19 protein-coding genes are annotated in these 22,095 nt (G+C 67.7%); 8 read left to right on the top strand and 11 right to left on the bottom strand.

Annotation, left to right across the window (positions count from 1 at the left end):
- Positions 1–44 precede the first annotated feature (44 nt).
- Positions 45–5,369 (top strand): AAA domain-containing protein, encoded by a 5,325-nt coding sequence (locus tag ACFVBH_RS37835; RefSeq protein ID WP_379009549.1) that lies wholly within the window; start codon positions 45–47, stop codon positions 5,367–5,369.
- Between the two features lie 30 nt (positions 5,370–5,399).
- On the opposite strand, the gene ACFVBH_RS37830 is transcribed toward ACFVBH_RS37835, so the two are convergent.
- Positions 5,400–7,691 carry a DEAD/DEAH box helicase family protein gene (locus ACFVBH_RS37830; RefSeq protein WP_379009547.1) on the bottom strand — a complete coding sequence of 764 codons (2,292 nt, stop codon included), beginning with the start codon at positions 7,689–7,691 and terminating at the stop codon, positions 5,400–5,402.
- Between the two features lie 508 nt (positions 7,692–8,199).
- On the opposite strand from ACFVBH_RS37830, the gene ACFVBH_RS37825 reads away from it, so the two are divergent.
- Together ACFVBH_RS37825 and ACFVBH_RS37820 are read left to right on the top strand one after the other, a co-directional pair.
- Complete coding sequence (locus ACFVBH_RS37825; protein ID WP_379009541.1) at positions 8,200–8,733, top strand: hypothetical protein; 534 nt, start codon at positions 8,200–8,202, stop codon at positions 8,731–8,733.
- Positions 8,734–8,735: 2 nt separating this feature from the next.
- Positions 8,736–9,728: an exonuclease domain-containing protein gene (locus ACFVBH_RS37820; protein WP_379009537.1), complete on the top strand. Its 993-nt coding sequence runs from the start codon at positions 8,736–8,738 to the stop codon at positions 9,726–9,728.
- Here the strand turns inward: ACFVBH_RS37820 and ACFVBH_RS37815 are convergent.
- Both ACFVBH_RS37815 and ACFVBH_RS37810 read right to left on the bottom strand, forming a co-directional pair.
- Positions 9,701–10,039 (bottom strand): hypothetical protein, encoded by a 339-nt coding sequence (locus ACFVBH_RS37815; RefSeq protein WP_379009529.1) that lies wholly within the window; start codon positions 10,037–10,039, stop codon positions 9,701–9,703. The two genes, ACFVBH_RS37820 and ACFVBH_RS37815, sit on opposite strands and share 28 nt — an antisense overlap.
- A complete protein-coding gene (locus ACFVBH_RS37810) occupies positions 10,036–10,323 on the bottom strand; it encodes a hypothetical protein (RefSeq protein ID WP_379009522.1) in 288 nt (95 codons plus the stop codon). Before ACFVBH_RS37810 ends, ACFVBH_RS37815 begins: the two co-directional genes overlap by 4 nt.
- 219 nt (positions 10,324–10,542) lie before the next feature.
- Here ACFVBH_RS37810 and gcvT point away from each other — a divergent pair, with 219 nt between their 5' ends.
- Complete coding sequence (gene gcvT, locus ACFVBH_RS37805; protein WP_354991183.1) at positions 10,543–11,643, top strand: glycine cleavage system aminomethyltransferase GcvT; 1,101 nt, start codon at positions 10,543–10,545, stop codon at positions 11,641–11,643.
- A gap of 281 nt (positions 11,644–11,924) precedes the next feature.
- Here gcvT and ACFVBH_RS37800 read toward each other — a convergent pair whose 3' ends face one another.
- Positions 11,925–12,368 carry a MarR family winged helix-turn-helix transcriptional regulator gene (locus ACFVBH_RS37800; RefSeq protein WP_379009509.1) on the bottom strand — a complete coding sequence of 148 codons (444 nt, stop codon included), beginning with the start codon at positions 12,366–12,368 and terminating at the stop codon, positions 11,925–11,927.
- 29 nt (positions 12,369–12,397) lie between these two features.
- Here ACFVBH_RS37800 and ACFVBH_RS37795 point away from each other — a divergent pair, with 29 nt between their 5' ends.
- Entirely contained in the window at positions 12,398–12,928 is a 531-nt protein-coding gene (locus ACFVBH_RS37795) for a cupin domain-containing protein (protein ID WP_379009499.1), read from the top strand.
- A gap of 129 nt (positions 12,929–13,057) precedes the next feature.
- On the top strand, positions 13,058–14,158 hold the full coding sequence (locus ACFVBH_RS37790) for a branched-chain amino acid aminotransferase (RefSeq protein ID WP_379009493.1): 1,101 nt from the start codon (positions 13,058–13,060) through the stop codon (positions 14,156–14,158).
- 341 nt (positions 14,159–14,499) lie between these two features.
- Here ACFVBH_RS37790 and ACFVBH_RS37785 read toward each other — a convergent pair whose 3' ends face one another.
- From ACFVBH_RS37785 to ACFVBH_RS37765, 5 genes are all read right to left on the bottom strand, one after another.
- Positions 14,500–15,996 carry a type IV secretory system conjugative DNA transfer family protein gene (locus tag ACFVBH_RS37785; protein ID WP_379009488.1) on the bottom strand — a complete coding sequence of 499 codons (1,497 nt, stop codon included), beginning with the start codon at positions 15,994–15,996 and terminating at the stop codon, positions 14,500–14,502.
- Positions 15,997–16,128: 132 nt separating this feature from the next.
- On the bottom strand, positions 16,129–16,842 hold the full coding sequence (locus ACFVBH_RS37780; RefSeq protein ID WP_354991178.1) for an MBL fold metallo-hydrolase: 714 nt from the start codon (positions 16,840–16,842) through the stop codon (positions 16,129–16,131).
- Between the two features lie 133 nt (positions 16,843–16,975).
- On the bottom strand, positions 16,976–17,944 hold the full coding sequence (locus tag ACFVBH_RS37775) for a homoserine O-succinyltransferase (RefSeq protein ID WP_379009481.1): 969 nt from the start codon (positions 17,942–17,944) through the stop codon (positions 16,976–16,978).
- A gap of 125 nt (positions 17,945–18,069) precedes the next feature.
- The gene (locus ACFVBH_RS37770; protein ID WP_354991176.1) at positions 18,070–19,041 is read right to left on the bottom strand and encodes a carbohydrate kinase family protein; all 972 of its coding nucleotides are present in this window, start codon (positions 19,039–19,041) and stop codon (positions 18,070–18,072) included.
- 174 nt (positions 19,042–19,215) lie between these two features.
- Positions 19,216–19,569 carry an iron-sulfur cluster assembly accessory protein gene (locus ACFVBH_RS37765; RefSeq protein WP_354991175.1) on the bottom strand — a complete coding sequence of 118 codons (354 nt, stop codon included), beginning with the start codon at positions 19,567–19,569 and terminating at the stop codon, positions 19,216–19,218.
- Positions 19,570–19,788: 219 nt separating this feature from the next.
- On the opposite strand from ACFVBH_RS37765, the gene ACFVBH_RS37760 reads away from it, so the two are divergent.
- Complete coding sequence (locus ACFVBH_RS37760; protein ID WP_354991174.1) at positions 19,789–20,445, top strand: DUF3043 domain-containing protein; 657 nt, start codon at positions 19,789–19,791, stop codon at positions 20,443–20,445.
- 154 nt (positions 20,446–20,599) lie between these two features.
- On the opposite strand, the gene ACFVBH_RS37755 is transcribed toward ACFVBH_RS37760, so the two are convergent.
- Complete coding sequence (locus ACFVBH_RS37755; RefSeq protein ID WP_379009470.1) at positions 20,600–20,848, bottom strand: hypothetical protein; 249 nt, start codon at positions 20,846–20,848, stop codon at positions 20,600–20,602.
- The gene (locus ACFVBH_RS37750) at positions 20,845–20,967 is read right to left on the bottom strand and encodes a hypothetical protein (protein WP_354989301.1); all 123 of its coding nucleotides are present in this window, start codon (positions 20,965–20,967) and stop codon (positions 20,845–20,847) included. Before ACFVBH_RS37750 ends, ACFVBH_RS37755 begins: the two co-directional genes overlap by 4 nt.
- Before the next feature lie 86 nt (positions 20,968–21,053).
- Here ACFVBH_RS37750 and ACFVBH_RS37745 point away from each other — a divergent pair, with 86 nt between their 5' ends.
- Positions 21,054–22,019 (top strand): helix-turn-helix domain-containing protein, encoded by a 966-nt coding sequence (locus ACFVBH_RS37745; protein WP_354989300.1) that lies wholly within the window; start codon positions 21,054–21,056, stop codon positions 22,017–22,019.
- Positions 22,020–22,095 lie beyond the last annotated feature (76 nt).

Here is a 22,095-nt window from a genome sequence, read left to right as displayed (position 1 = left end):
ATAGCATTTTTGTGGCCGCAGGGTTCGAACACATGGAGGAATGGGTGCCGAGTAGCGCCGGTAGCCGGACACCCGGCATCGATGATCTCGCCGATCGCGGCGCTCGGTTGTTCGAATACCTGGAGCGGGTACAGGGACAACGCGTCAAGCGAATTCGTGACATCGCCACGTATCAGCGTGAAGGCGAGGTCATTTGGTTCGGTGGTTTGCCCGACCATTCAGCCGTCACCGTCAAGCGTGCCGAACCGGGCAGCCCATTTCTCATGGTGCAGAAGGTCTCCGTACCCGCCGTGCCCGAGCCGGATCCGCTCGTGCGACCCTGGCTCGAAAAGGGCTGGGAACAACCGGACTCGGAACCCACCCTGCGGACCGACCTGGTGGTCGCGGCGGGTGAGATCGTGCGGTTGACCGAAAGGGCCGACATCACCGCGGCCTTCGGCGAGTGGCTGCCGGTGTGGCGGGAATGGGCGGAACGGGCGGCGCCACAGCTTGCTGTCCAGCGTCTTTATCAAAAGATGTACGACATGTACACCAGATACGAACGAGCGACCGAGGCATTCGAAGTCGTTCTCGCACTGGGCTTTCTGACGTGGAAGGCGCCTGAGATCGGGGCGGTGGGACGGCATGTTCTGACCATGCCGGTGACGCTGGCCTTCGATACCTACGAGGGCGGTATCTCGGTCGCCATCGACCCGGGAGCCACCGGCTACACCCCGGAAATCGAGGAGATTCTCGACTCGGCTCAGCTGTCGGCGGGCAGTGAACTGAGTCGTGCCGAGAGCGAGGCGCGCAACGGTGATATCGATCCGTTCGACCGGGAGAACGTCGGCGCTCTGGTGCGGATGTTCATCAACTGCATCAATTCCGACGCCGAGTACTTCGACGAGATGGCGCCGGGCAATCCGGCTACACACCCGATTGCGCACTATGCCCCGGCCGTCGTGCTGCGCAATCGCACCAACCGCGGCATGATGCGCGCGCTGCGCCGCATCGCAAGCACCATCCGTGAGACCGGCGAATTGCCCGCCGGCATCCACAATCTCGTCGATCCGGATTATCGAGATCGCCCGACTCCGCCCGAGAGTTCCGGTGCGATCGTCGCCGACGGTGCGGACAAGTTCCTGCCGCTGCCACTCAATGATGTCCAGCTGCGGATTCTCGACCATGTCGACCACAATGCGCACACCCTGGTGCAGGGGCCGCCGGGCACCGGAAAGACGCATACCGCGGCCGCGCTCATCTCCCACCTGCTCGCACAGGGCAAGCGGGTGCTGATCACAGCGCATACCGACCGCGCATTGCACGAGGTCCGGAACAAGCTGCCCGAGAGCATCAAACAGCTCTGCGTATCGGTGGTCGGTGATTCGCGGCAGGAGCTCGAGGAGCTGAAGACCTCGGTACATCGGATCTCGACCGAAGCCGCCGACTTCGATGCATGGCGAAGTCGCGCAATCGTCGACAAGGCCGAAGTCGCCGTCGACCGGTTGCGTTCGCGGCGTGCGGAATTGAACCACGAGCTGATGCGGCTGCGGGAACGAGACGTGATCGAGCAGACGGTTGGGGACTACACCGGCACACTGGTGGACATTGCCACCCGGTGGCGTGCGGACCGGATGGCGTACTCCTGGATCGCCGATTTGGTGTCGCCGGCGCCGGGGCAGCCGATCCCCGTTGGAGCAGCGGACATCTCCGAATGGCGGCGGCTGCTGCTCGATGAGCGGCTGGCCGATCCGGAAGCGGCGACCCCCGATCTCGTCACCGTCGGAGAACTTCCCGACACCGAGCGGTTTGCGGAACTGTGCGCCGCCGAGCTTGCGGCACGTCGGCGGCGAGACGACTTCGCCCGGTATCACGGCGATCCGGTAGCCGTACGCATTCCGCACCTGGAGCCACCGGACCGTGCCCAGGTGCGCACCGTGCTGCGCGATATCCACAACATCACCGGTGAACTGCGCCGCCACCCTGAACCCTGGGTCGCGACGGCCCTCAACGACGCGCAGGCCGGGAACGTGTTGCCCTGGCGCACGCGGAGTTCGACCTTGGCCGCGTTGATCGAGCAGACGGATCAAACGCTCGTCGCGCTCGGCTTCGCCGATGTCCGGGTACAGACGCAGGATTCTGGGTCGTTGCTTGCGCTTGCCGAAAACCTGCTGGCGCATATCGATTCGCATGGACCGATCAAGACCAGGCCGGACGGCAGTCCCAAGGTGGGGATGACGTCGGCCCGTGTGATCAAGGACGCCGCGCCGCTGTTCCAGGCGGTGCGGGTCGACGGCCGAATTCCGGTCACCGCTGAGCATCTCACCCTGTTCCTGCGCGCCGAAGAGGCGCGACGCCTGCTCGGCAAGCTCGATTCGGCGTGGGCGGGAAAGCGTTCCGCGCCGTCCGAGGTGCTGCTGTCGGAACATCTCGATCTGCATCGCATGTCGCACGCCCTGCTCGACCGCGTGCTGGAGTTCGCCGGGCGGCTGGAGTACGCGGGCGCACGGCTGCGTGAGCTGGAACTGCCGGTGCCGAACTGGAGTGACACGATCGGCGTTCAGGGGCTGCTCGAAGCGTTCGACGCCGTGGATGCGGAGGAGGCCTGGCAGTGCGCGCAGGCCCCGTTGCTCGAATTGCTCGAGAGTTTGAACCGCTTACCTCTCGATCCGCGAGCAACGGAGAATGCGCACCGGTTGCACCGCGCGGTCGTGGACCGGGACACGCTCGCGTACCAGCGCGCAGTAGCACGGTTGGCGGAATTGCACGGCCTGCGCCGGGCACACGCACGGCGCGAGGAGCTGACCCGGTCGCTGAGCGCACTGCCGCTGGTGCGAGACGCTGTTCGCGCCCAACCCGGCGCGAGTGATTGGGAGGGGCGGCTCGCACAGTTCGATGCGGCGTGGACCTGGGCGGGAGCGGGGCGCTGGCTCGCGGGCCACACCGCGGGCGACGTGAACGAGCTGTGCCGGGAGCTCGACGTGGTCGAAGCCGGTCTGCGCGAGCAGGCGACAATTTTGGCGGCTACCCGAGCATGGGATCAAGCCGTCCAGCGGCTGACGATCGGCGCGCAGGCGGATCTTCGGCAGTACGCCCAGCTGGTCAAGAAGCTGGGCAAGGGCACCGGCCAATACGCGGACGGCAAGCGCGCCGCCATCTCCAGGGCGCTGGCCAAATGCAGGACTTCGGTTCCGGTGTGGATCATGCCGATCTATCGGGTCGTCGAGCAGTTCGACATCACGGCCGACATGTTCGATGTCGTGGTTGTCGACGAGGCGTCCCAGGCCGGTGTCGAGTCGGTTTTTCTGCAGTATCTCGCTCCTCGCATCGTGGTGATCGGTGACAACAAGCAGGTATCGCCCGCCGCGGTCGCGGTGAACAAGGCGGAAATAGAACAGCTTGCGTTGCGGTTCCTGACACGCGACAAGTACCGAGACACGTGGAAGGACCCGCAGCGCAGTCTGTTCGACGAAGCCGAGATGCGGTTCCCGTCGCGCCTGACGCTCGTAGAGCACCGTCGGTGCGTGCCGGAGATCATCGGATTCTCGAATCTGATCGCGTACGCGGACCAGGGCGTGCGACTGATTCCGGTGCGCCGCTTCGGGAGTACGCGACTCGCGCCGATTCGCACGGTGTTCGTCCCGGACGCCGTCAACACGGCGAGGGGCGAGAACCACGCGGAAGCGGAGCGCGTCGTCGATGAGATCGAGCGGTGCCTGTCCGATGTCGACTACGAAGGCAAGACATTCGGGGTCATCTCACTGCAGGGCGCTGCCCAGGCCAAATACATTCAGCGCCAACTCATGCTGCGCATCCCGCCCGAAGAGATCGAACGCCGGCGCCTGCACTGCGGTGATGCGGCCGATTTCCAAGGGGCCGAGCGTGATGTCATCTTTCTGTCCATGGTCGCGACGGGGGGTCCCGCGCAAACTGTCGAAGCCACCATGCAGCGCTACAACGTAGCGGTGTCGCGGGCCCGGGACCAGCTGTGGCTGTTCCATTCGGTGGCGGTCGAGAACCTGCGGAACAGTGAGGACCTGCGTTTCAGGCTGCTGGACTACTGCCTCGGGATCGAGCGGCAGCTCGGAAGCGAAGACGAACCGGTGCAACAAGTTTCGGAGAATCAACGGGTCGAACCGTTCGAGAACCTCTTCGAACAGCAGATCTACAACAGGCTGGTGGAACGTGGCTACCGGGTCACGCCGCAGCACACCGGCACCGGCTATCCCATCGACCTGGTGGTGAGCGGTAGCGGTGGGCAGATTGCCATCGAGTGCCTCGGGGACCGATGGGACGGCAGTGAGCAGTACCGGCTGGAACTCGCCCGCCAGCGCGACCTCGAGCGCTGCGGCTGGCCCTTTCATCGGATTCGGCACGCAGAATATGTTGCGGATGCCGATCGGTGTTTGGGCGAGCTCTGGGAGCTGTTGGAGCGCAACGGAATTCATACCCGCGACGTCGAAGAGCGGCTGCGCGTGGAGCGGTTGTTCGCCGCGGCCGGCGTTCCGGTGCTCGGTGATTCTCATGCCGAGGCGTTGCGCCGTCGGGTAGCGAGAGTCCTGGCGGAATCAACAGCCGTCGAAGAGGATTCAGCGGAATCCAGGCTCTCGGTACGTGCCGGCGAGGTCGAGGATGACCTGATCCTGGACTCTGACGAGGATGACGGGGCGGGCGACGCCGATCACGAGCAACTCGAGACTTCGGACTGGACAACGGACGTTTCGCCGCTGTCGGCTGTCGATGAGCTGCCGGAGCCGGAACCGCCTGTAGCCGTGCCGGTGCACGCGGGCACGGTCGTGGCGAACGGAGCCGAGTCGCCGGCGGCGCCTGTCGAATCGCCCGTGACGCCGGAGCCCGCCGTCGGGGATCGTGACGCGGTCGCGCCCTACGTGAGTTTCACGGGCCACCTCGAGAGTCCGACGACCGCCGAACACCCCACCATCGTGGCGGACTTTCTCCGCATCGTCGCGGTGGAGGGACCGGTGACCGGAGCTCGGCTGCGGGCCGCCTACGTGACCGCCGCGCGCACCCGTGAACGAGACCTGGTGCGCAGGAAGCTCGACATCGCACTGCAAGCTGCGGTCGTCACGGGCAAATTGCTGGCCGAGGATCCCCTCGAAATCGACGATCCAGCGCTGTGGACCTACCGGCTGCCCGACCAACCGCTCAGCAGTCGACGGCAACTGGGGCCGCGCAAGGTCGAGCAGATGCCGCCGCGCGAGCTTGCGGAGATCATGGCATCGCAGGCCGCCGTGCACGGTTGGTCGGACAGGGACGCTCTGTTCAGAGCGGCTATCAATGTGATCGGGCAGATTCGCTTGACCGAGAACACGATCACCGCGTTGGCGCTGGTGCTCCGGCTCGCGCGGGGGCTGGCGGTGCGGGAATGAGATGGCCCGCACCGCAGCCTGCGGACCCGGCTACAGCAGGTCGACCAGTTCGACCCCGCGCAGGTCGGCCGCGAACTTGAGCAGTTCGGTTCGGGTGTTCGCGCCCCGGCGCAATACCTTTGCGACATCGATGAATTCGTCGAGCGGGTCGGACGAGCTCATCGCCCAGTTGTTGACCGCGCGCATGGTGAGCTGCCAGCGAATGACGTCGTCATCGGTGGGGCGAGACAGTTCATAGAGGCATTCGGCGAGCCATTCCATCCGCCAGCCGGCATCGTCCGTACTCATCCACGCTCCGATCCGGGTGCTCGTCGACCACAGGGTAGTGAGATCGCCGAGGTCCAACACGCGGCTCGCCCGTTCCAGATATGTGGTTTCCGATGAGACCGGAACGCCGGCTCGTGCATCCGAGAATTGCGGCGAGAACGCTTGATTCGTCGGAACGGCGGCTTCGAGGCCGGGGGTGATCGACGGTTTCGGGACGTCGTACTCGGGGTGAGGTTCCTCCCGGCGGGGCTCCGAGTGAGTTGTGGTCCCAGGAGAAGACGCGGCAGTGGCCGCGGGTTCGGCGGGCGCGTCGGGTAGCTGTTCGTGCGGAACGGGAACCGGGTGCTCGTGCGTCGGGATTCGAGCCGCCACGTCCGCCGGGGTCGGTAGCGACGGGGATCGGGGAGCCGGAACCGGTGCGATCGGGGAGGGGAAAGCGCCGAGGGGAGGGGCCGGAGTGGTCTGCACGGGAGCGACCGCTCGCGGTGCGGCTTCGAGCCACGATCGCAGGAGCGGAACGAGCTCGGTGGTCACCACCGTTTCGCGTTGATCGGCGATCGCGGTGAGGTCTTCCAGAAACGCCTCGTGTGCGCCGAGCGCCGGGTCCTCGGGGGTGTCGTAGACGTACGCGACGACGAATATGGCGGTGCGCCCGTCGGATTTGGGGCGTACCACCCGGCCCATCCGCTGGACCATCTGCCGCCGGGTGCGACTGGCGGCCAATACGAGCCCCACCTGAGCGTCCGGAACGTCGATGCCCTCGTCGAGCACACGTGGGGCTGCCAGCGCGCGCAGCGTACCGGTACGGAAGCGGTCGAGCACTCCGGCACGATCTTCCGGCTTCAAGGTGGAACCGATGTAGCCGCAAGGCAGGCCGGCCTGTTCGAGGATCGAACTCACCTGTCCCGCGGTCGAGGTTCGCTCGGTGAACAGAATCGACTTGGTCGCGGTCAATTCCGGGATCGGCAGGGTGCGAACCAGGCCCAGCTTTCCCTCGCAATCTGCCAGTACCCGGCGGCGTTCCGCGAAGTTCTTCAGGTAACGCTGCGCTGTTCGGCCACTTTCACCCCTGCCCTCCTTCGCGAGTTGAGCGGTGAAGCTCATGAAGGCGCCGAAAGAATCTTCGGGGGCGCCGTAGCTGTCGATGAGAATGGTCTTGGCCTTGCTGGCCACATCGTTGGCACGGTCGTACAGCGCGCGTTCACGAGCGGTGAAATGAACGCCGACCAAGGCCATTTTCACCGGTGCGAGAATGCCGTCGGCCTGCGCGCGGGCGTAGTCGCAGCCTGGAACCAGTCGGCCGAAATAGGGTAGGAGTACTTCTTCGACGGCGTCGTCCGAGCGCTCCAACGTGGCTGTCAGTCCCAGGCGCCACTCGTAGGAGTCCGTCAGGGCTTTGGCGAATGTGCCCGCACCGTAGCGGTGCACCTCATCCGCGACCAGCAGCGAACCCGCAGCGGCCGGAATCGGTGTGCGGGCGGCCGTGTTCACGACCGCGACCAGAACATCCCACCGCGCGGGTGGACGGGACAGTCCGGTGCCGCCGAGTCGATCGATCCGGTAACTCGGTATCGCTGTGCGAAGGGCCTCGAACCACTGATTCTGCAGGTCTATGCCGGGCACCAGCACCACGGACTGACGGCCTTCGTCGAGTGCCATCGCGACCGCTCGAATGCCGACGGCGGTCTTGCCGGATCCGGTGACGGCCTCGACGAGCCCGTGGTGGCGGTGGGCGGACCAGGTATCGAGTGACTCGATCTGCCAGGCACGCAGTGGCGGGCCGGTGTAGCACGAATCCGGTGTCCGATGGCCCTCGGACGATTGCCGATCCTCGCTGCCGACAGGCGTTTCGGGGCGTTCGGGCACGTCGTCCCGCCACGACGCAACCAATTCCTCGGCTTCCGGACGTATGCCCCAGATCGATGGCTGCTCGGGCCCTAGGACTTCGAAAACCGCGACTTCGCCGTACAGCAGTCGGGCTACAACGGCGGGGGTTACGTCGGGAATCGCCAACCGGGCGCTGAGCTGCTGGGCCGATTGGCAAGGGGTCTCCAACAGGACACCGGCTATCCGGCGGAGCAGCGCAGCCCTGGGACTGGACTCGTTCGCTATTCGTAATTGGAATCCAGCCACGGTCGACCTCTCAGCGCGCTGTGTAACGGGAGAAATCCTAGTGGGTAGGGAAGTTGACCGATACAGCCACAGATTCGGATGATCCTCTGGTCTAGGACTTCACGAATTCGGCGTGGGTACTCGTTTCGTCTTCGTCAACCACGATGCCGGAGTCGGCTCAATGGTGCTGTCCGATCTACGGCTGCGGACGTGATGAGTCCCGACCGCGGACAACGTGGTTCGGTAGCCGTTGAATGCTGGCGGATCGGGCTTGTCCGGTAGAGGGCGATTGCCGACGCGGCTGCGGGCTGGCTCGAGCCCGGCTTCCTTCGAGGTCTATGCACCTCTCTGACAACGATTTCTACCCCGCAGTGGGCCGAAAGTCGTTGACCTGTCGGACCTATGCTCTACGGTGGCCCGTGCAGACCATCCGCGGCGAATTCGGAGCGTCATGAGCATCGCTGACCAGAGTGTGTTGTCCCTCGTGGTTGTGCTTTCCCAAACGAACGACCGGTTGGTTGTCTGGCATGTGAATGTCGGTCGAGGGATGGGGCTTTCGCGGCTATCGGGCGCTTGGGTCGTTGATGCCGGGGATGGGGAGACCGTGGAGCGGCTCACGGGTGGGCATCGGCGGCTGTGGTGTGACGAGGTTGCCGGGGACGCCGCGGACGTCGTTGATCTGGCGGGTACGGTGGCGGCGGTCGAGGCGGAGGTGGAGGCTGTGGACGGGGTGTTCACGCGGCATCAGGAAACGTTGGCGGGGAAGTTGATTCGGCCGGTGTGGCCGGAGATGGTGCATCCCGCCGCGGCCCGGCAGCCGCTGCATGACGTCGATCCGGAGGTTCGGCCCGTGCTGGCCATGGCGTGGGGGCTGGCCGGGCTCGCCGATGCCTGGGCGGAGTTCGAGTCGTTGCGGGTGGCGCGGCCGTTTCTGGTGGAGCACGGTGGGCGGACGCCGCGGGCGCTGCCGGTGCGGGTGCGGTGACGATGGGATTGTCGTTCGCGGCCATCGACGTGGAGACGGCCAACTCGGCGCGGGGAAGCATTTGCGCCGTTGGTGTTTCGGTGGTGCGGGACGGGCGGCGGGTCGATACCCGGTCGTGGTTGTGCCGGCCGCCGCGGGCCGTGGATTTCTTCAATCAGCACAACATTCGGGTGCACGGGATCTCGGCCGCGACGGTCGCGGACGAGCCGGGGTTCGCGCAGCGGTGGCCCGAGGTTGCCGCGCTGGTGGGTGACCTGCCGCTGGTCGCGCACAACGCTAGTTTCGACAGCGGGGCGTTGAGCGAAGCGTGTACGCGCAGCGGGATCACCATGCCCGCATGGGAATTCAGCTGCAGTCTGGCGATGTCGCGACGGCATCTGGATCTGGAGAGTTACCGGCTGCCGGATGTGGCTGCGGCGCTGGATATTCCGGTGTTCGCCCATCACGAGGCCGGGGCCGACGCGATGGCGGCGGCTGACATCGTGCTGGCGCTGGCGGCTCGGACGGGCGTCGGCTCGCTGTTCGAACTCGAAACCACCGGCGTCGACCGGCCCTACCGCAGCAGGCGCGCGGCCCGCCCCGTCGACCTGGATCGGCCCGAGGCCGAGCGCTCGGAGCGGTCCCACCGTCGCTCCTTCTACGATCGCCCCCAACTGGTGATGCCCGAGGTAACCGGCGCCGACCCGACCCACCCGCTACACGGCCGCGTGGTGGTCTTCACCGGCGAGCTGGCGTCCATGACCCGCCAGCAGGCATGGGACGCAATAGCAATCCACGGCGCGACCCCCGCAAAGAACGTCACCCGCCGCACGACGGCGTTGGTCATCGGCGACAGGTTCACCGGCGACGACCCGTCCGCGTTCAGCACCACGAAGGCGGCTCGGGTCGCCGAACTTCGTTCGCGCGGACAGCACATCGAGGTTCTCGACGAGGGGCGGTTGCGTGCCTACCTCGGCGCACACGCCGCTCAACCGGCGGAGCTCTCCGGCCGATGAGTCGGTCCGCGCGATTGAACCGAGGCAGGATCTTCGGCCAGGTACGTGCGCGGCATGGTTGCTGCGCACCAACTCTGGACAGAGCGCCACGATCGGCGACAGCGTTTGCCCATGCGGTGCTCGCGTTCGACGCGGGCGTAGGCCTGGGCGGCGGCTTCACCGGTCCAGCCGCCGTTGGCGATTTCGTCGGCTTCGTGCCGGGCGGATTCGAGGGTGTGCGTGATGTATTCGGCGCCGGCGGCGAGGATCGCGGCGCGTTCGGCCAGGGATTCGGGACGCCAGTGGGTGACAGCCGAGACCGTGTACGTCACTCGCGGGCCATCGTTGCGAGCCGGCTCGCCCAGAACTCGTCGGTGACGACGTACGTGTCCTTCGCGCCGCGAGTCAGGGTTTCGAGGGCATCGAAGTGGTAGGCGACTTCGAGGTAGGACTCGTAGACGTCGGTGCCCAGGTCGCGGAGGGCGGCTTCGGCGCGGGAGCCGGGCAGCTCGCCCTCTAGGTCGGCTATACCCTCGCGGGGGACCGTTTTCATCTCGCGGGAGGTCGTGAGCCACGCCCGGTGCAGGCGGTGCAGCAGGTCGATGTCCACATACATCGGGCGGTTCCTCCTCGGGGCGTGCTCGTGGATGCCGCTGCGCCGTGGGTGCCCGCTAACTTCTGGCAGGCACTACCTCGGGGAGCTGCGGCGATAGGCTGCCGTCATAGGTATCGACGCTGGTGGGGTGGGTTCGGTTCCGGGTGTGGCGGGGGCCGTCGGGTACGTGGCGAATTGCCCGCATCGGCGGGGCTCGCGGTGGGCGATAAGCTTCCTCGGGTGACCGACGAGAAGCTGTTGCAGGGGCCGATCCATGCCGTCCACGTCGAGTTGGGCGCCACCTTCGCGCCTTTCGGGGGGTGGGAGATGCCGGTGTCGTACGCGGGGACGGTGGGGGAGCACACCGCCGTGCGGACCGCCGTGGGCGTGTTCGACGTCAGCCATCTGGGAAAGGCCACGGTCAAGGGGGCGGGGGCCGCGGCGTTCGTGAACTCCGCGCTGACCAACGACCTCGGGCGGATTCGGCCGGGGAAGGCGCAGTACACGCTGTGCTGCACCGCCGAGGGCGGGGTTATCGACGACCTCATCGCGTACTACGTGAGTGACGACGAGATCTTCCTCGTGCCGAACGCCGCCAATACCGCGGCCGTGGTTGCCGAGATGCGGAAGGTCGCGCCCGAGGGGATCACCATCACCGACGAGCATCGGTCGTACGCGGTGTTCGCGGTGCAGGGGCCGAAGTCGGCGGAGGTGCTGACCAAGCTCGGGCTGCCCACCGACATGGAGTACATGGCGTACGAGGACGCCGAATGGGACGGGCGGCCGGTGCGGGTGTGCCGGACCGGGTACACCGGTGAGCACGGGTACGAGCTGCTGCCGAAGTGGGACGACGCGGAAGCGGTGTTCCGGGCGCTCGTGGCCGAGGTCGAGGCCGCGGGCGGGCAGGCCGCCGGGTTGGGTGCGCGGGACACGTTGCGCACCGAGATGGGGTACCCGCTGCACGGACACGAACTGTCGCTGGAGATTTCGCCATTGCAGGCGCGGACCGGGTGGGCCGTCGGGTGGAAGAAGGACGACTTCTGGGGGAAAGAGGCGCTGGTTCGGGAGAAGGCCGACGGGCCGCGGCGACTGCTGCTCGGGCTGAAGGCGATCGACCGGGGCGTGCTGCGGCAGGGGCAGGGCGTGTTCCAGGGGGATGCGCAGGTCGGTGAAACCACCTCGGGGACTTTCTCGCCCACGCTGAAGGTGGGAATCGCGTTGGCGCTCATCGATACCGCGTCGGGGATCGAGCCGGGCGCCCAGGTCGAGGTGGACGTGCGGGGGCGGCGGATCAAGTGCGAGGTCGTCAAGCCGCCGTTCGTGGAGCCGCATACCGCGTGAGGTGAGTGCCGAAAGACATGCACTGTCGGGGCTCAGGGGGCGGGTTCCTGCCTTTTGGGGCGTGATAGTGCACGGAAATTGGCGGTCACGCCCGTACGGACCTCCGGCGGATATGTCCCACCTCCGGGCCACACCGCCGGTGCCCGAGTAGTTTCGGTCCACCGGCGGAACACCGGTCCCGTGAATCAACACCAAGTCCCGACTACGGCGACCGGAATGGTCGTCTGGGGGTAAGCCGCCCAGGGCCGGAGTCGGGCGACGGCGTCGGAAGCCGTAGGCGCTCAGGGGTTCCGGAGTCCTCGGAGCGAGCCCAGGGAGCGGGCGAGCAGCGACCGAAGGTCTTTCAGGCCATCCTCGCCGAGGTCGGCGCTCAGGCGCCGCTCGATCGCGGCGATCCGTTCGCCCGCGAGAGTCACCGCGGCGCGGCCGGACTCGGTGGCGACGACCACGCGGGCGCGGCGGTCGGCGGGGTCGACGGTGCGTTCGACGTAGCCGTGGCGTTCCAGGTGCGTGATCAGCTCACCCATCGACTGCTGGGTCATGCCCGCCGACTCGGCGAGGGCGGTGACGCGGGAACCCTCGGGGGACAGGTGGCGGAACACCGCGTAGTGGGCGGGGCGCAGGGTGTCGTGGAGCTCGGCGCGGAGGTCGTCGTCCAGGGTCTGTTCGAAGACGTGGGTGACCTGAACGAGGAGCTTCAGCAGGGTGGGGTCGGGTGTTGACACGATAGGAAGGTTACCTTTATATATTGGAAATGGACAAAGCGACCCTCACGTTTCGCAGTGGGCACGAAGTGACCTTCGTCGAGGAGGGTGTGGACGAGGGCGGGGCGTTCCTGCGGCTTCGGCACCGACTGCCCATGCCCGGGCGGCAGGCTGGGCCGCATTGGCATCCGGTGCTGGGTGAGCGGTGGACCGTGCGGTCGGGGCGGCTGCGTTTCAAGATCGACGGTGTGGAAAAGGTTGTGGGCGCGGGTGATTCGCTCGCTGCCGGTGCCAACGTCGTGCACGAATTCTGGAGCGAGACCGACGACGTGGTGCTGGATCACGAGATCCGGCCGCCGCTGCGGCACTGGGAGATGTTCCGGCTGTGGCAGGCCCTCGACGCGGCCGGGCGCACCACGAAAGCGGGCGTCCCGCGCAACCCGCTGGCCCTGGCCCTGCTGTGGGAGTACCAGGACGGCTATTTGGCCGGGATTCCGGCGGGCGTGCAGCGGCTGGTACTGGGCGGGCTCGCTCGGACAGCGCGCCGCCTCGGCTACGAGCGTAGGTGGCTGGCGAGCTGAGGTGGCCCGTGTGATTCGGCATTCCGCCCGGTCGGGATCACCGGCCGCGTCCACCGGATCCGGCAAACAGGACACGGCGCGGGTGGACCGGGTCCCCGTTCCGGACGCGGGCGATTTAGACTCCACGTCATGACAGTTGCCGCACCATTCACCCGCATCTCGCATCCCGCCCCGACCCCGGCGGAGCGACGGCAGGAGATTCTCGCGGCCCCCGGATTCGGGCGGTACTTCACCGACCACATGGTCTCCCTCGACTACCGCGACGGCGAATGGACCAACGGCAAGGTCGAGCCCTACGGGCCGCTGTCGATGGACCCGGCGACCATGGTGTTCCACTACGGTCAGGCCATCTTCGAGGGGCTCAAGGCGTACCGGCAGGCCGACGGCAGCATCGCGACGTTCCGCGTCGACGCCAACGCCGCGCGCTTCCAGCGCTCGGCCGCGCGCATGGCCATGGCCGAGCTGCCCCAGGAGCTGTTCATCGAGTCCGTGCGGCAGCTGCTCGAGGTCGACGCCGACTGGGTGCCGCCCGCCGGTGGCGAGGAATCGCTGTACCTGCGGCCGTTCATGTTCGCGACCGAGGCCGGGCTGGGCGTCAAGCCCGCTTCCGCCTACAAGTACCTGCTGCTCGGCTCGCCGGCGGGCGCGTACTTCCCGCGCGGCGTGAAGCCGGTGCGGGTGTGGCTGTCGACCGAATTCGTGCGCGCGGCTCCCGGCGGCACCGGCGAGGCCAAGGTCGCCGGTAACTACGCGTCCTCCCTGCTCGCCCAGAAGCAGGCCACCGAACAGGGCTGCGACCAGGTCGTGTGGCTGGACGCAGTGGAGCGCAAGAACGTCGAGGAGATGGGGACCAACAACCTCTTCTTCGTCTACGGGACCGGCTCGGACGCCCGCCTGGTGACCCCGTCGCTGTCCGGTTCGCTGCTCCCGGGCATCACCCGCGACTCGCTGCTGACCCTGGCCGCCGACTCGGGCTACCCGGTCGAGGAGCGCACCATCTCCATCGACGAATGGCGCAAGGGCGCGGAGTCCGGCGAGATCTCCGAGGTCTTCGCCTGCGGGACCGCCGCGGTCATCACCCCGGTCGGCTGGGTCAAGGATGCCGACGGCGAGTTCACCATCGGCGGCGGCGAGCCGGGCGAGGTGACCATGGCCCTGCGCGACACCCTCACCGGGATCCAGCGCGGCACCTTCGCCGACAACCACTCTTGGATGCGCGCCATGGCTTGATGCCGAAACGCTGAAACGTGCCCGCCCCGACAGTGTTCGGGGCGGGCACGTTTTTCTGCGTCGGCGGACAGGTTTCGGCACCGGACCGTTGCAGGCCGCTGCGGTGACTGTGCGGCCGGCGACCGTCTGGGTGTGATGGGCGCAGCGCGACACCCTTGCCGGGATCCAGCGCGGCACCTTCGCCGACAACCACGGCTGGATGCGCACTTACGCCTGACGGCTTCGAGTACTCGAAAAGTGCCCGCCCCGAACATATTCGGGGCGGGTACGTTCGTTGCGGGGAATCACGGCACGCCGCGTCCACCGTGCACGATGACTCGTGCGCGCGCCGGGTTCGACGCCTACAGCGGGCGGATCTCCGCTATGCGGCCGTAGCTGGTGTCCTCCGTGTCGTCCGGGGTCTCCGCCGGGAGCTCCGAAACCGGAGGCGGCTGGGCTCCGATCTCCCTGTTGGCCAGGGAGTTTCGGATTTCTTCGGCGTAGGCGCCCTGCCACCATGGGAGTGCCCGGGTCAGAGCGGGGCGGGCGTCGGCGGGGATGACCAGGAAGCGGTCGCGAGGGAGTAGGAGCAGGTCGGTGGGGGTGAATTGGTTGCGGCCGGGGCGGGCGGTTCGAAGGCGGGGGTGCAGGAAGTCGATGTCGTCGAGGCCGCTGCCGACCACTCGGATGTCGGCCGCGGACCAGAGGTCGGCCATGCCGTCGGGGCCCCAGCAGTGGGCGCCCTGGGACCAGGACTGGAGCATGGTCATGGCGGTGATGCCGCGCGGGCCGAGGCGGGGGTAGAGGGCGGGGAGGTCGCGGCGGCGGGCGGTGCAGGCGGCGTCGTCGAAGATGGCCAGCAGGGGGACGGCCAGGTGGCCGTGGGGGGAGCGGTCGGCTTCGCGGATCGCCACGTCGATGATGGCGTCGGCCAGCGCGCTCACCAGGGGTGCGGCGCTGCCGCGCTCGTGCGGGGTGAGGGCGTAGAGGGTGCCGTTGTCGCGCAGGAATGCCAGTTCGTCGAAGAGCGGGCGGGAACCGGGCACGATCCAGGGGTGAATTTCGGGGTTGCGGAGGCAGCTGACCATCCGCAGGGCGGTGCCGAACAGGCGTTCCTGGCTGCGGTAATCGAGTTGGTACTGCGAGGCCACGAAGGTTGCGGCCCAGTGCTTTCCACTGCGGCGCAGCAGTTCGATCGGTTCGGCGCTGCGCGGGCTGGCGATCCAGTCCACCACTTCGACAATGGTGCGGCAGGCCACCGCGGCGGCGAGCAGGAGTCCCGCGAGCAGGTCTTCGGCGGTGGTCAGATAGTCCGGATCCGAACCGGCGACGGCGATGTCCGCGCCGCAGGCGAAGTGGGCAGCCAGTTTCGCCGCGCGCGCCTCCGCACCGGGGCGCTCGGGGTCGATCCAGGCCAGCGGATCCCAGCAGAAGGCGGCTTCTGCCTCCGGTTCGGGCTCGGCGACGCCCTGCGGATCGAAGACGAAAACGGGGCTGCCCTTGGCTTCTCGCACGTCACGGGTCGCGTCCACGGCATCGCGTTTGGTGGAGGTGAGCAGCACCGGGCCGATGGCCTCGACCACCGCCGGAATCACCCGGGAGGTGGTCTTGCCGCGGCGCGGACCCCAGATGTCGACGTGCGACTGCAGCAGCGAACCGTAGAGCTTGCCGCCGCGGCGCACCGGCCGGCCGATCGAGATCCCCGGCTGATCCTGGCTGCCCAGCCGGTAGCCGTGCTGCCGCGCCTCGGATCTGACCGATGCCTCACTCAGCCAGGCTATTTCGCGGCGATGCGCCAGTGACCTGGCCTTGGCGTCCACGGGCAGCCGCTGCCCCGGTGTGCGGCCGAATCCAAACATAGTGTTGTGCCCCCCTTGTCCGGAAAGTGCCCGGAAATGGTTGTAGTTCAGCCTAGTTCGATCTTCCCCCGGAAATGAAGTAACGCGCCCGCCCCGAAATCATTCGGCACGAGCGCGTTTCGTGTAAGGGAATCAGCTCGGCATGAACATCTGCCACTGCTCCAGGGTCTGCGGGCGCATGACGTAGTTCTTCTCGCGGATGTGCGAGAGGGTCGCGCTCGGCTCCTCGGAGTACCAGTGGCCGGGGTAGACGACCGGGTTGCCGGGCAGGTCGGCGAGGTTGCGGAGGCTGTGGAACATGGCCTCGGAATCCCCGCCGGGGAAGTCGGTGCGGCCGCAGCCGTCCACGAAGAGGGTGTCGCCGGCGATCAGGCGATTGTCGAACAGGAAGCACTGGCTGCCGGGGGTGTGGCCGGGGGTGTGCAGGAGTTCGATGTCGAACGCGCCGACCGAGACCTTGTCGCCGTGGGCGTGACCGGTCAGGGCGCTGGGCGCGATCCCGGTGACGTTGGCGACCCAGGGCAGTTCCTCGGCGTTGACGTGCACGGGGACGTCGACGTTCTCCAGGAGTTCCTTCACGCCGTTGAGGGTGAAGCCGAGCATGGTGCCGCCGACGTGGTCGGGGTGGTGGTGGGTGGCGAGCACACCGCTCAGGCGCATGCCGTCGTCCTCGGCGATGGCGACCAGGTCGGCCGCGGCGTAGGCCGGGTCGACCACCACGCACTCACCGGTGTCGCGGTCGCCGATCAGGTACGCGAAATTGCGCATCTGGGTGGCGATGGGATCACCGACCGCCCAGTCGCGTCCGGCCAGCAGCTGACGAAAGTACAAACGGTCCGAACCCATGGGGCACAGCCTATTGCCCCCGATCGCGGGAAGCGCAGCCGGACCACCGTCGCGTTTGAGCGGCGGCGGCGACCATGACAGGTGGGCCCGCCCTGCGCCCCGGGCAGTTGCCGCCGTAGTGGCGGAGTCGTCATTACGCCGACAGGAGTTCGCGTTCGGCGCGAGCCTCTTCGACCGAGCGCAGCCAGTTGCCGAAGAACAGGCGGGAGTGGGACGCCCAGTCGGCGGCCACGCCGGCGCCGTCCAGCGGCAGCGGGAAGTTCTCCAGCAGCACCGGATCACGCTGGGCGCGAACGAGTTCGGCGTGGGCGAGCAGCCGGGTGTAGATCTCGTCCGGGAAGTAGCCGAGCGGGACGTCCGGGAACGGCAGGGTCGGGTTCGCCAGCCAGCGGCGAAGGTCCCGGCGGTACTCGCGGGCCATCGTGTCGTGGAAGTACTCGGGGTGCCCCTGCAGGAAGACGTGGCGCAGGCCGTCGGCGGAGCAGGCCAGCTGCCACTGGGCGGCGTCGGAATCGAGCAGGATGGGGACCGCGGCCGCGCGCAGATCCGCGGAGGTCATGACGTTCCAGCGCGAGTGCGGGATGGGGACCGAGCCGGTCAGGCCCGCGGTGAGGCGTTCGATGCCGTTGCCCGCCAAGCCGATCGGGGTGACCTGGTCGGCGTCGGCGCCCAGGTCGGGGTAGACGGTGTGCGCGAAGACGCCGTGCTGTCTGCGGGACAGGCGGTGTCTGTCCACCCCGTGCAGCAGATGCAGCGCGGCATGGGCGGACTGGCAGGAGAACAGCAGCGAGGTCGCCTCCGCGCACTCGGCGAGCAGGCGGGCGACGACGGCGGTGCACGGTTCGGCGGCGATGGGGGCGGCGGTCGGTTCGCTGCCGCTGACGATGAGCGCGTCCATCTCGGCCAGCGCGGACCAGTCCACGAGGTCGGCGGATTCACGCGGGTCTATGCCGAAAACCGTTGTTTCGAAACGGTTCTCGTTCGGCATCCCGGTGAGGTCGAGCTGGGCGGCCGCTCCCGCGACCGCTTCGAGGAACACCCGTCGCGTCATGCTGTCGGGCGACATCGAGAGCAGATCGACGACGCCGATCCGTACCACCATCATCAGGTCCTTCGCTGAGTGCCGAGGGGGGAGGGAAACTACCGTGACCGGGTGCGGGTCCGGCGCAAGAAGAACCGCACGCCGATCACATGATCAGCGTGCGGTATGAAAAAGTCCGGCAGGTGTCAGCGAAGAATCGCTTCGATGTCGGAAGCGGCATCGGGGCCGTACGCCTCACGCAGGCGCTTCAGGGCGACATCCTTGTCCAGGGTCCACTCCTGGGTGCCGACGGTTTCCAGGATCAGCACCGCGATGAGCGAGCCGAGCTGGGCCGAGCGCTCCAGGGACAGGCCCGCGGAGTGGCCGGTGAGGAAGCCCGCGCGGAAGCCGTCGCCGACGCCGGTCGGATCGACCTTGGCGTTGTCCGGGACCACATCCACGTGCAGTTCGGCGCCGTCGCGATCGACGATCTTGGCGCCCTTGGAGCCCAGGGTGGTGACCCGAATGCCCACGCGCTCACCGACTTCGGCCTCGGACAGGCCGGTCTTGGACAGCAGCAGGCCCCACTCGTACTCGTTGGTGAACAGGTACGCGGCGCCGTCGATGAGCGAGAGCGCCTGCTCGCCGTCCAGGCGGGCCAGCTGCTGGGAGGGGTCGGCGGCGAACGGGATTCCGGCCGCGCGGCTCTGCTCGGTGTGCCGGACCATCGCGTCGGGATCGTTCGCGCCGACCAGAACCAGCTCGAGCTCGCGGTCCGCGGCCAGGTCGCCGATGGCGATCTCGCGGGCCTCGCTCATCGCGCCCGGATAGAAGGACGCGATCTGCGCCATGGACTCGTCGGTGGTGCAGACGAAGCGGGCGGTGTGCGCCTCGGTCGAGATGCGCACGGCCGAGCAGTCCACGCCGTTGGACTCGAGCCACTGCCGGTACTCGGCGAAGTCGGGACCGACGGCGCCGACCAGCAGCGGGGTCCGGCCGAGCAGGCCCATGGCGTAGGCGATGTTGCCGGCGACGCCGCCGCGGCGGATCACCAGGTCATCGACGAGGAAGCTGAGCGAAACGTGCTGGAGCTGATCGGCCAGCAGCACATCGGAGAACTTCCCCGGGAAGCGCATGAGGTGATCGGTGGCGATCGAGGCGGACACGGCGATGGTCACGGGCGTCAATCCTTCAGGTGACATGCGCTGCGCACACCTGGTGCGGGACGCGAGCCGGCGGTGGGAGGGTGCGGAACGTGCTGTACGTCACGGCCGCACTTCGAAAATACACTGAGCAGAGCACACGACAGCGCGGAACATCTCCGGGGAGATGTTCCGCGCTGGTTCGTCAGATCAGTTGAAGCTGTCGCCGCAGGCGCAGGAGCCGGTGGCGTTGGGGTTGTCGATGGTGAAACCCTGCTTCTCGATGGTGTCGACGAAGTCGATCGAGGCGCCCTGGATGTAGGGGGCGCTCATGCGGTCGACCGCGAGCTTGACGCCACCGAACTCGACGACCAGGTCGCCATCGAGGCTGCGGTCGTCGAAGAAGAGCTGGTAGCGCAGGCCGGCACAGCCACCGGGCTGCACGGCGATGCGGAGCGCCAGGTCGTCACGGCCCTCCTGGTCGAGCAGCGCCTTCGCCTTGGCGGCAGCGGCGTCCGTCAGAGTCGCACCATGAGCGGTGGTGGTCTCGTTCTGCACAGTCATGAACTCTCCTAAAGGACCTGTTTTCAACCCGTGAGAAGCGCACGGCTCGTCCGCTGTCAACGCACCTTCGCGGGCGGCTATTCCCAATCGTACGCGGCGGCTATTGCAACGGCAGGCCACGGGTTGTGGTCGCTACAGAGTAGCCGGTCGGCGCGATGACACACAGAACGGACCGACCGGAGTTTTCTCCCGGACACGCCATCGAATAGCCTGGTCGGCGTGAAGTTCCTGCGCCGTGGCGAGACCAGCCCCTCCGAGACCAGCGCGGCCGAGGCCGGTGGTACGGCGACGGTCGCGGATCGTCCGACGACCGCCGGTAAGGGCCGTCCCACGCCCAAGCGGCGCGAGGCCGAGGCGCGCAAGCGCGGTCCGGTCGCGCCCGCGCCCAAGACCTCGAAGGAGGCGCGGGCCCGGCGCAAGGAGCTCAAGGGATCCCAGACCAAGGCCGAGCGCAAGGCGTCCTCGGCCGAGCGGCGCGCGCAGGTGCAGGATCGCCGGTCGCGCATGCTCGCCGGTGAGGAGCAGTTCCTGCTGCCGCGCGACAAGGGGCCGGTGAAGGGTTACGTGCGCGACATCGTCGATGCCCGCCGCAATCTGCTCGGGCTGTTCATGCCCCTCGCGCTGGTGTTGATCCTGAGCATGATCCTCTCGCCCGCGCTGCAGGCGATCGTGACGCTCGGCATGCTGATCATGATGCTGTTCATGATCATCGAGGGCGTGGTGCTCGGCAAGATCGTGAACAACCGTGTGCGCGAGCGGTTCCCGGATGCGAGCGAGTCCAGCTTCTCGCTGGGCTGGTACGCGTTCGTGCGGGCCTCGCAGATTCGCCGCATGCGTGCGCCGAAGCCGCGGGTCAGCGCGGGGGACAGCGTCTAGAACGCCGGTACGAAAAGCGCGAGGCCGCCGGGTATCCGGCGGCCTCGCGGCATTTCGGGGTGGTCGGCGGGCGGGTGCGATCGGCGGGTGCGCGACGCCGTGCGATTGCCGCGCCGTGCCGCCGATCGCTCGCGACACCGGGTGTTCGTGCGGCTCACCCGTGTTCGCGCACGGAGGCGATGGCGCGGATCTCCATGGACGTGCGGTCTAAGTCGCGGTCGGTGACGCCGGTGGATCCCCGGTACTCCCGGGCGGATTCGCGGTGGAAGGGGACGGCCCGGCCGGCGGCGGCGAACAGGGCGGTGAGGCGTGTGAACATGGCTGCTGCTCGGGATTCGGTCGTCGCGGGCTGGAATGCGCCGGTCGGGGCGCGGTGTTGCAGGGTGGGGGCGATGGCGGTCATACGTGGTCCTCGCTGTTCCGGAGAGATTCGGTGGCGCCGTACGCCATGGCGGCGTAGGTGAGGTAGCCCAGGGCGCTCATGGCGGTTCCGGCGGTGGTGATTGCGACGAGCGGGTGCATGGCAGTAAGTTTTCTTTAGTTCAGTTCCTGCCAACAGTGGCTGTTCTGACATTGTTCGCAAAGATCCAGCCAGGTAGGGTGGGGCCATGCTTTCCAAGGTCGCCGTCGTGCTCAACGACCGCCTCGCCATGTTCGAATTCGGCGTGGTCTGTGAGGTTTTCGGGCTGGATCGCACGATGGACGGCCTGCCCGCGTTCGACTTCCGGGTGTGCGGGGTGGAGCCCGGAAAGCCGCTGAGCACCTCCAGTCCGGGGATCAAGGTGACGCCGGAGTACGGGCTCGAACAGCTGCTGGACGCGGATCTGGTGGCTATTCCGGCCTTTCCGTTCGCGGCCCTGCAGAACGTGGACGCGCGGGTCGTGGACGCGGTGCGGGCGGCCGCGGACAACGGGGCCACCGTGCTGACCGTGTGTTCGGGCGCGTTCCTGGCGGGGGAGGCCGGGCTGCTGGACGGGCGCAAGTGCACCACGCACTGGCGGTACGTCGAACAACTGGCGCAACGGTTTCCGCAGGCCACCGTCGATCCCGACGTGCTGTTCGTGGACGAGGGCACGCTGATCACCAGCGCGGGGACCGCGGCCGGGATCGACGCGTGCCTGCATCTGGTGCGGCGCGAGCTGGGGAGTTCGGTGGCCAATGCCATCGCCCGGCGCATGGTGGTGCCGCCGCAGCGCGACGGCGGGCAGCGGCAGTTCATCGAGCGGCCCGTGGTGGATTGCAGCTCGGACAGTCTCAGTGACACCCTGCACTGGATGGGCGAGCACCTCGAGTTGCCGCACACGGTGGAATCGCTCGCCGAGCGGACCGCCATGTCGACCCGGACCTTCGCGCGCCGGTTCGCGGCCGAAACCGGGACCACGCCGGTGAAATGGCTGACCGGACAGCGGATTCTGCTCGCCAAGCAATTACTGGAGGACACCGAGCTGGATCTGGAGTCGCTGGCGCATCGGTGCGGGTTCGGATCCGGGGCGCTGCTGCGCCATCATTTCCAGCGGCTGGTGGGGATCGCGCCGGTGGAATATCGGCGCAGGTTCGGGGCCCGGGTGTCCTAGCGTGCGGGGTTCGCGGCGCGATCGTCGCGGGCGGTGGCGGCGGTGTGACCGCGCGGGCGCGCGGCGGGTCGTGCCA

The sequence above is a fragment of the Nocardia sp. NPDC057668 genome, from assembly GCF_042799795.1.
GTDB lineage: Bacteria > Actinomycetota > Actinomycetes > Mycobacteriales > Mycobacteriaceae > Nocardia.
This window is presented reverse-complemented; position numbering and strand designations above follow the sequence as displayed.

Coding starts and splice junctions, on each gene's coding strand:
- ACFVBH_RS37825 (WP_379009541.1), top strand. CDS start 8,200: ATGAGCATCGCTGACCAGAGTGTGTTGTCCCTCGTGGTTGTGCTTTCC.
- ACFVBH_RS37820 (WP_379009537.1), top strand. CDS start 8,736: ATGGGATTGTCGTTCGCGGCCATCGACGTGGAGACGGCCAACTCGGCG.
- ACFVBH_RS37810 (WP_379009522.1), bottom strand. CDS start 10,323: ATGTATGTGGACATCGACCTGCTGCACCGCCTGCACCGGGCGTGGCTC.
- ACFVBH_RS37795 (WP_379009499.1), top strand. CDS start 12,398: ATGGACAAAGCGACCCTCACGTTTCGCAGTGGGCACGAAGTGACCTTC.
- ACFVBH_RS37790 (WP_379009493.1), top strand. CDS start 13,058: ATGACAGTTGCCGCACCATTCACCCGCATCTCGCATCCCGCCCCGACC.
- ACFVBH_RS37785 (WP_379009488.1), bottom strand. CDS start 15,996: ATGTTTGGATTCGGCCGCACACCGGGGCAGCGGCTGCCCGTGGACGCC.
- ACFVBH_RS37780 (WP_354991178.1), bottom strand. CDS start 16,842: ATGGGTTCGGACCGTTTGTACTTTCGTCAGCTGCTGGCCGGACGCGAC.
- ACFVBH_RS37775 (WP_379009481.1), bottom strand. CDS start 17,944: ATGGTGGTACGGATCGGCGTCGTCGATCTGCTCTCGATGTCGCCCGAC.
- ACFVBH_RS37765 (WP_354991175.1), bottom strand. CDS start 19,569: ATGACTGTGCAGAACGAGACCACCACCGCTCATGGTGCGACTCTGACG.
- ACFVBH_RS37755 (WP_379009470.1), bottom strand. CDS start 20,848: ATGACCGCCATCGCCCCCACCCTGCAACACCGCGCCCCGACCGGCGCA.
- ACFVBH_RS37750 (WP_354989301.1), bottom strand. CDS start 20,967: ATGCACCCGCTCGTCGCAATCACCACCGCCGGAACCGCCATGAGCGCC.
- ACFVBH_RS37745 (WP_354989300.1), top strand. CDS start 21,054: ATGCTTTCCAAGGTCGCCGTCGTGCTCAACGACCGCCTCGCCATGTTC.